Source organism: Roseovarius sp., assembly GCF_018066915.1.
Taxonomy (GTDB): Bacteria; Pseudomonadota; Alphaproteobacteria; order Rhodobacterales; family Rhodobacteraceae; genus Roseovarius.
This window is the reverse complement of the sequence record NZ_JAGPVV010000360.1, coordinates 1-6863: the sequence shown is the minus strand read 5'-3', so window position 1 is coordinate 6863 and position 6863 is coordinate 1. Positions and strand designations below refer to the sequence as shown.

General features: G+C 62.2%; 7 protein-coding genes. 4 read left to right on the top strand and 3 right to left on the bottom strand.

The features are described from left to right. Positions 1-1234: FAD-dependent oxidoreductase (locus KBT70_RS20360; protein ID WP_296638539.1), on the top strand; the 1234-nt coding region annotated here is incomplete at its 5' end. 6 nt (positions 1235-1240) lie between these two features. Here KBT70_RS20360 and KBT70_RS20355 read toward each other — a convergent pair. Next, on the bottom strand, positions 1241-1684 hold the full coding sequence (locus KBT70_RS20355; RefSeq protein ID WP_296638536.1) for a DUF4399 domain-containing protein: 444 nt from the start codon (positions 1682-1684) through the stop codon (positions 1241-1243). Between the two features lie 193 nt (positions 1685-1877). Between KBT70_RS20355 and KBT70_RS20350 the strand changes: the two genes are divergently transcribed. Then, positions 1878-2783, top strand: coding sequence for a LysR family transcriptional regulator (locus KBT70_RS20350; protein WP_296638542.1), 906 nt, complete (start codon positions 1878-1880; stop codon positions 2781-2783). A gap of 181 nt (positions 2784-2964) precedes the next feature. Then, the gene (locus tag KBT70_RS20345) at positions 2965-3504 is read left to right on the top strand and encodes an NAD(P)H-dependent oxidoreductase (protein WP_296638531.1); all 540 of its coding nucleotides are present in this window, start codon (positions 2965-2967) and stop codon (positions 3502-3504) included. A 51-nt stretch (positions 3505-3555) separates the two neighbouring features. On the opposite strand, the gene KBT70_RS20340 is transcribed toward KBT70_RS20345, so the two are convergent. Continuing rightward, the gene (locus KBT70_RS20340) at positions 3556-5199 is read right to left on the bottom strand and encodes an ABC transporter substrate-binding protein (protein ID WP_296638527.1); all 1644 of its coding nucleotides are present in this window, start codon (positions 5197-5199) and stop codon (positions 3556-3558) included. 260 nt (positions 5200-5459) lie between these two features. On the opposite strand from KBT70_RS20340, the gene aroC reads away from it, so the two are divergent. After that, positions 5460-6563 (top strand): chorismate synthase, encoded by a 1104-nt coding sequence (gene aroC, locus KBT70_RS20335; RefSeq protein ID WP_296638522.1) that lies wholly within the window; start codon positions 5460-5462, stop codon positions 6561-6563. 9 nt (positions 6564-6572) lie between these two features. Here the strand turns inward: aroC and KBT70_RS20330 are convergent. Then, positions 6573-6863: EamA family transporter (locus KBT70_RS20330; protein WP_296638519.1), on the bottom strand; the 291-nt coding region annotated here is incomplete at its 5' end.

The following is a 6863-nucleotide window of genomic DNA, read 5'->3' as shown; positions in this document are numbered from 1 at the left end:
GCGTGCGGGTTTTGCCTGGGTCACGAAAAAGCTGATGGGCAAGGTGGGGATTCCCGTCATCACCTCGAACCGGATCAACACGCCCGAAGTGGGCGAGGCAGTGCTAGCCGATGGCGCCGCCGACATGGTCAGCATGGCGCGGCCGTTTCTGGCGGATGCGGAATTCGTCAACAAGGCTGCGGCGGGACGCAGCGCCACGATTGCGCCTTGCATTGCCTGCAATCAGGCGTGCCTCGATCACACATTCTCGGGCAAGCTGACGTCTTGTCTGGTCAATCCGCGCGCCTGCCACGAAACCGAACTGGTGATTGCGCCCGCAGAAATGCCCAAGCGGATTGCCGTGGTCGGTGCGGGGCCTGCCGGCCTCTCTGCGGCGATTACGGCGGCGGGGCGGGGGCATCAGGTCACGCTCTTTGATCGTGCGGCTGAACTGGGCGGGCAATTGAATATGGCCAAGGTCATCCCCGGCAAGGAAGAGTTTCGCGGGTTGGTGGACTGGTTCGGCACCATGTTGGCCGAGGCGGGCGTTGATCTGCGGCTGGGGCAGGAGGTGGCGCCGGACGATCTGGACGGCTTCGATGCCGTGATCATCGCCACGGGTGTGATTCCCCGCGATCCGGGTATACCGGGGCAGGACGGGCCAAACGTGGTCAATTACATCGACGTGTTGCGGGGGGGGGCAGAGGTGGGCCGCCGCGTGGCTGTGGTGGGTGCGGGCGGCATCGGATTCGATGTGTCCGAATTCCTCGTGCATGAGGGGGTCAGCCCGACCGAAGATATCGCGCTCTGGCGTGCCGAATGGGGCGTGGGCGATCCGGCAGAGGTGCGCGGTGGGCTGTCGCCGCAGGGACCGCAGCCAGAGCCGCCCGCGCGCAAGGTGACGCTCTTGCAGCGCAAGGCGGAGGCCCCCGGCAAGCGTTTGGGCAAAACAACGGGGTGGATTCACCGTGCCGCGCTCAAGATGAAGGGCGTCGAGATGATCGGCGGCGTCAATTACGAGCGCATTGACGCGGCGGGGCTTCATGTGAGTTTCGGCGAGGCGCGCGAACGCCCGACCTTGATCGAGGCGGATACCATCGTGCTCTGCTCGGGGCAGTTGAGCGAGCGTAGTCTGGCAGACGCGCTCGCAGCGCGGGGGGTCACGGCGCATGTGATCGGCGGCGCAGATTTGGCCGCCGAGCTTGATGCGAAACGCGCGATTGATCAGGGCACGCGGTTGGCTGCCACGCTCTGACGTGGCTTATTCGACGGTGATCGTGATCACCTCGGACACCACCGGCGGATTGTGCGGCACGTGGTTCAGGTCGCCCATGACCAGTTGCAGCGTGTGCGTGCCCGGTTCCAGATCCAGCGTCACCTGTGTCTGACCGCCGCCGAAATGGCGGTGGTTGTCATCGGCGGGAAGCCCCACGTTCAGCTCTTCGGCACCGTCTGGCCCTTCGCCCAAAGGCGGGCGGTTGACGAGCACGTGATGATGCCCGGTTGCCTCTTTTTCAGTGCCGGCCGGGGCCACGCCCATGCCCTTGAGGCCAAAGATGACCGTCACGGGTGCGCTTACCGTGGCACCATCCTCGAGATTGACGAAATAGACCTCGGCCCCCTCTGGCGCGGGGGTGTCCCCGGCGAAAAGGGGAGTCGTGAGGCTCAGAAAGGCTGCGGCAGTTATTGCAATGATGCGTGTCATAGGTGCTCCTCCCAATGGCATGCTATCATAAGTGGTGCGACGGCTCATCCCGTCAACAATCACAGCTTGGTGTTTCCGTGTTTCCAGCTGGCGAACTATGCCGACGAAATCCAGATATTGTCTGGCAAGCGCCCCAGTTGTGCCTGATTTTCCCTTCACAAAGACCCTCAAGATGCAATTCAGAGGTACGAGCATGGATCGCCTGACCGAAATGGAAGCCTTTGCCACCGTGGTGGACCAAGGCGGATTTACAGACGCGGCGCGCAAGATGGGCATTTCCAAATCCGCCGTGTCCAAGCATGTCTCGTCGCTAGAGGCGCGTTTGGGGGCACGGTTGCTCAATCGCACGACACGGCGCGTGAGTCCGACCGAGATCGGTCTGGCCTATTACGACCGGGCGTTGCGCGTGCTTAATGACGCAGGCGAGGCTGATGCGCTGGTCAGTTCGATGCAATCTGACCCTTCAGGTCTCTTGCGAATCTCTGTGGCGACGGACTTTGGGGTCAATCATCTGAGCCCGGTTCTGGGCCAGTTTCTTGAGGAATTTCCCGATATCACCGTCAACATGGTGCTCAATAACCGCTATGTCGAGTTGATTTCGGAAGGGTTCGACATGGCCGTGCGCATCGGCGAGTTGGAGGACAGCACCCTGCGCGCCCGCAAGCTGACCGAAACCACCAAGCGCATGATCGCGAGCCCCAGCTATTTCCAGAAACACGGGCGACCGCAAAAGATCGACGATCTGAACGAGCACAAGCTCTTGCATTATTCCAGCCAGGCCGGTGGCGCGGTGTGGAAACTGACCGCACCTTCGGGAGAAAAGCGGCAGGTGCGCACGGCGGGGGGGCTCAGCGTGAATGACGGTCAATCCCTGCTCAACGCCGCGATTTCGGGGCTTGGCATCGCCTATCTGCCCTCGTTTCTCTATTCCCGCGCCATGGCTGACGGGCTGGTCGAAGATGCCATGCCCGAATTGCCACTCGAATTGCAGGGCATTTACGCGGTCTATCCGCCGGGCCGGTTCACCCAGCCCAAGGTGCGGGCATTCATTGACTTTCTGGTCCATCAATTCGCCGACAAGGGTCCGGTGGACTGGTAATCGCGTCCTCCTCGCCACGCGTGGCGGGTTCCTGCCCCGGCTGCGGTCTGCTCGCCGCGCCGGGGTTTTTATTTGGGTCTGAGGTGCTGCACAGGGGCTGTGCAATCACTTGATATTGTCAATCGCCCCCTCTCGCCCCAGTTTGTCGAATGACGCTGGCAAACCCCTGAGAGGATAAAGAATGGCAAACCCAAAACTCCTGTTGATTTCCGGATCGCTGCGCAAGGGATCGTATAACCGCATGCTACTCGCCGAAGCGGCAGAGGCGTTCGGCCCCGCAGAGATCAGCGAAGGCAGTCTCGATCTGCCGCTCTACGATGGCGATCTGGAAGAGGCAGAGGGCGTGCCGGAGGCTGTAAAGCACCTTGCCCAGCAGATCAAAGAGGCCGACGCCGTGGTGATCGGTGCGCCGGAATACAACAAGGGCATCACGGGTGTGCTCAAGAACGGGCTCGACTGGATCAGCCGGGTTCCGGGGGCGGCGTTCAAGGACAAGCCTGTGGTTGTGGTCTCTGCCTCGGCGGGGCGCACGGGCGGCGAGACGGCGCAATTCATGACGCTCTCGTGCCTCACGCAGTTGCAGGCGCGGCTTGTGCCGGGGACGGCGGTGCTGATTGCGGGCGCGATGAACGCCTTTGACGAGAGCGGCAAACTCAAGGACGAGATGTCGCGCAAGCTTTTGGCGGAACGCATGGCCGCCCTGCGCGCCGAAGTCGCTTAACCAAAAAGGGCCGTCCGTGAGGGGCGGCCCAATTTCCAGCGGTGGACGCGATCAGACGTCGAGCCACGCCTTCTCATAGTGCATTTCGCGGAACTGATGCGCCTCGACACCCTTGACCTTGTCGGTGTGGTGCAGCGCCTGATTGCGCCAGAAGGGCTGAATCACGGCACCGCTGTCTTGCAGCATCGCTTGCAGCTTGGCCGAATATTCGCGGCGCTTGTCGGCGTCGAAAATACCCAAGGCCTCATCCAGCAGCGCGTCGAACTCGGGGTTTGCATGGCCGGATTCGTTCCAGGCTTCACCCGATTTATAGGCCAGTGCCAGCACCTGAACGCCCAGTGGGCGCGGACCCCAGTTGGTCGTCGAGAAGGGATATTTGGTCCAGTCGTTCCAGAAACTTGCCCCCGGAATGACCGTGCGCTTGACGTTGAAACCCGCCTGACGCAACTGGTCGCCGATGGCATCGGTGGTGGTGGTGCGCCAGTCGCCATCAATCGAGATGATGTCGATTTCCGTGTCGCCATGCCCAGCCGCGCGCGCCATTTCGATGGCCTTGGCCGGATCAGCCGCAATCGCGGGCAGTTCGGCATATTCCGGATGGAAGGGGGCGACGTGGTGGTTTTCTGCCGGAATACCCTCGCCGTTGATCGAAATGGCCAGCAGAACGGCATTGTCGCAGGCCAATTGAATGGCGTTGCGCAATTCCTTGCTGTCATAGGGCGCGGTATCGGCGCGCATGCGAGCGACGATGGTGTTGGCTGTGGGCTTGGACTGTTTGATCAGGCCAAGCGCGTCGTAGGATTCGATGAAATCTGCGGTGGATTCGTCGTTGATGTCGATCTCGTCGCCATCAAAGGCCGCCACGATCGACGCGTTGTCCTCGCCAAAGTCGATAAAGCGGATACCATCGAGATAGACGTCACCGCCCCACCATTTGCCGTCCTCGCGGCGCTTGTATTCCGCTGCCACACCGATCTCGATCGACACAAGCTCGAACGGGCCGGTGCCGATGGGGGCTTTGGCCAGATCGCCATCATCGCCAAAGCTGGGGTGGACGCAGAGCGCGGGATAGTCGGACATGCCCGCGATGATGGTGATGTCGGGGCGCGGCAGGTTGAGGCGAACGGTGAAATCATCGACCCGCTCAATCGCGCCCTCAATTGCCTTGTTGGTCTCGGGGTCAATCAAGGTCCCCATGCGCGAGGCCATGGAATTGCCCTCGGCGGCCTTGTCGCACCAACGGTTGAGGTTGTGGATCACGTCATCGGCGTTGAACGCATCGCCATTGTTCCAGACCGCATTCTGACGGACCTTCAGCGTATAGGTCTTGGCATCGTCGCTGACTTCCCAGCCTTCCAGCAGCATCGGCTGAAAGCTGAAGTCAGAGGCCCAGCGCACCAGAGGTTCGCAGAACTGGCGGGCAAGGTTGCCCGGCTCGCTCCACGCATATTTGCGCGGATCGGTGATATCCATCACGCGGCTGGCCACGCGCAGCACGCCGCCTTTCTTGCCCTCTTGGGCATGGGCCGGTGTCGGAGCGGCGAGGCCCAAGAGGCCGTAGGCCGCCGCGGCAGAGGCGCCAAAGGTCGAGGCGAGCGCCACGAATTCGCGACGGCTCATCTTGCCGGCGCGGGTGTCCTCGGCCATTTTGGCGACGACCGGGCGCACGGTTTCGTGCGAGGTGTCATTGGTCATTGTCTTCTCCCTGTTGATCTTGATGTTTCGGTGCTGTCGTTTTTGGACAGTCTTGCCGACAGTGTTAGCAGGGCTTGCGCGCTGCACCAGTGTTTTTGAACGTCCCGGTCTCATTTGGTTCGGGCAACTCCGCCAGTCCGTCACGCGACAAAGACTACTGCGATTCGATCCCATAGATCGCCTGTTTGCGACAAAAGCCCGCCAAATTAGCTTGAGGCCGGGGCGGGCCGGGGCTAGATCATCGCCAAAGGAGCCCGCGCATGAGCCTCAACACGTTTGGACATCTGTTTCGTTTCACCACCTGGGGCGAGAGCCATGGGCCCGCACTTGGGGCCACGGTGGATGGCTGCCCGCCGGGGGTCATGCTGGACGAGGCGATGTTGCAGCACTGGCTGGACAAGCGCCGTCCGGGGCAGAACAAGAACATGACCCAGCGCAACGAGCCGGACGCCGTGCGTATCCTGTCGGGCGTCTATCAGGGTCAGAGCACGGGCACACCAATCCAGTTGATGATCGAGAACACCGATCAACGCTCGCGCGATTATGGCGAGATTGCCAAGACATTCCGCCCCGGTCATGCCGATATCACGTATCACCTGAAATATGGCCTGCGCGACCCGCGCGGCGGTGGGCGGTCGTCGGCGCGCGAAACGGCGGCGCGGGTGGCGGCGGGTGGCGTGGCACGCGCGGCCTTGGCGGCCCTCGTGCCGGGGATCGAGATCAAGGGCTATATGGTCGCCATGGGCGAGATGGAGTTGGACCGCGCGCGGTTCGATTGGGACGCGATTGACGGCAATGATTTCTGGCTGCCCGATGCGGCGGCGGCGCCTGCATGGGAAGACTATCTGCAAGCGCTGCGCAAGAAGCACGATTCGGTCGGCGCTGTGATCGAAGTTGTTGCGCGCGGTGTGCCCGCTGGCCTCGGCGCGCCGATCTATGGCAAGCTTGATACCGATCTGGCCGCCGCGATGATGTCGATCAACGCCGTCAAAGGCGTCGAGATTGGCGAAGGCATGGCCGCCGCGCGCCTCACCGGCAGCGCCAATGCCGATGAGATTTTCATGGGCGAGAATGGCCCGCATTTTGCCTCGAACCATGCGGGCGGGATTCTTGGCGGGATTTCGACCGGGCAGGAGATTGTCGTGAGATTTGCGGTCAAGCCCACGTCCTCGATCCTGACCCCGCGCCAGTCGATCACCGTGGATGGCAATCCCATTGAGGTCGTTACCAAGGGGCGGCATGACCCTTGCGTCGGTATTCGCGCGGTGCCGGTGGGCGAGGCGATGATGGCCTGCGTGATCCTTGATCACCTGCTTTTGCACCGCGGGCAGGTTGGCGACGGGCCGCGGGGCAAGATTGGCTAAAGCCGGTTTTCAGACCCGCCCTTGCCGGGACAGTTGCACCGCCAGAATCCCGCCCATGATCACCAAGACTCCGATCAAGTCGCCCAGTCGTAGCGCCTCGTTCAGGAGGACAGCGGCGATGGCCACGCCAAAGAACGGGTTGAGGAAATGGAAGGTCGCGGCGCGCGTCGCACCAATCCGCTCGACCAAGAGAAACCAGACCAGTGTGGCGGCGAGGCCGGGGATCAGCGTGGTATAGAGGAAGGCTATGACAAGCCGCGTGCTCCACTCGATCACGAGGGGTTCGGTGGCAAGGCCGAT

Excerpts from the sequence above, each read along its gene's own strand:
- KBT70_RS20355 (WP_296638536.1), bottom strand. The coding sequence starts at position 1,684 with ATGACACGCATCATTGCAATAACTGCCGCAGCCTTTCTGAGCCTCACG.
- KBT70_RS20350 (WP_296638542.1), top strand. The coding sequence starts at position 1,878 with ATGGATCGCCTGACCGAAATGGAAGCCTTTGCCACCGTGGTGGACCAA.
- KBT70_RS20345 (WP_296638531.1), top strand. The coding sequence starts at position 2,965 with ATGGCAAACCCAAAACTCCTGTTGATTTCCGGATCGCTGCGCAAGGGA.
- KBT70_RS20340 (WP_296638527.1), bottom strand. The coding sequence starts at position 5,199 with ATGACCAATGACACCTCGCACGAAACCGTGCGCCCGGTCGTCGCCAAA.
- aroC (WP_296638522.1), top strand. The coding sequence starts at position 5,460 with ATGAGCCTCAACACGTTTGGACATCTGTTTCGTTTCACCACCTGGGGC.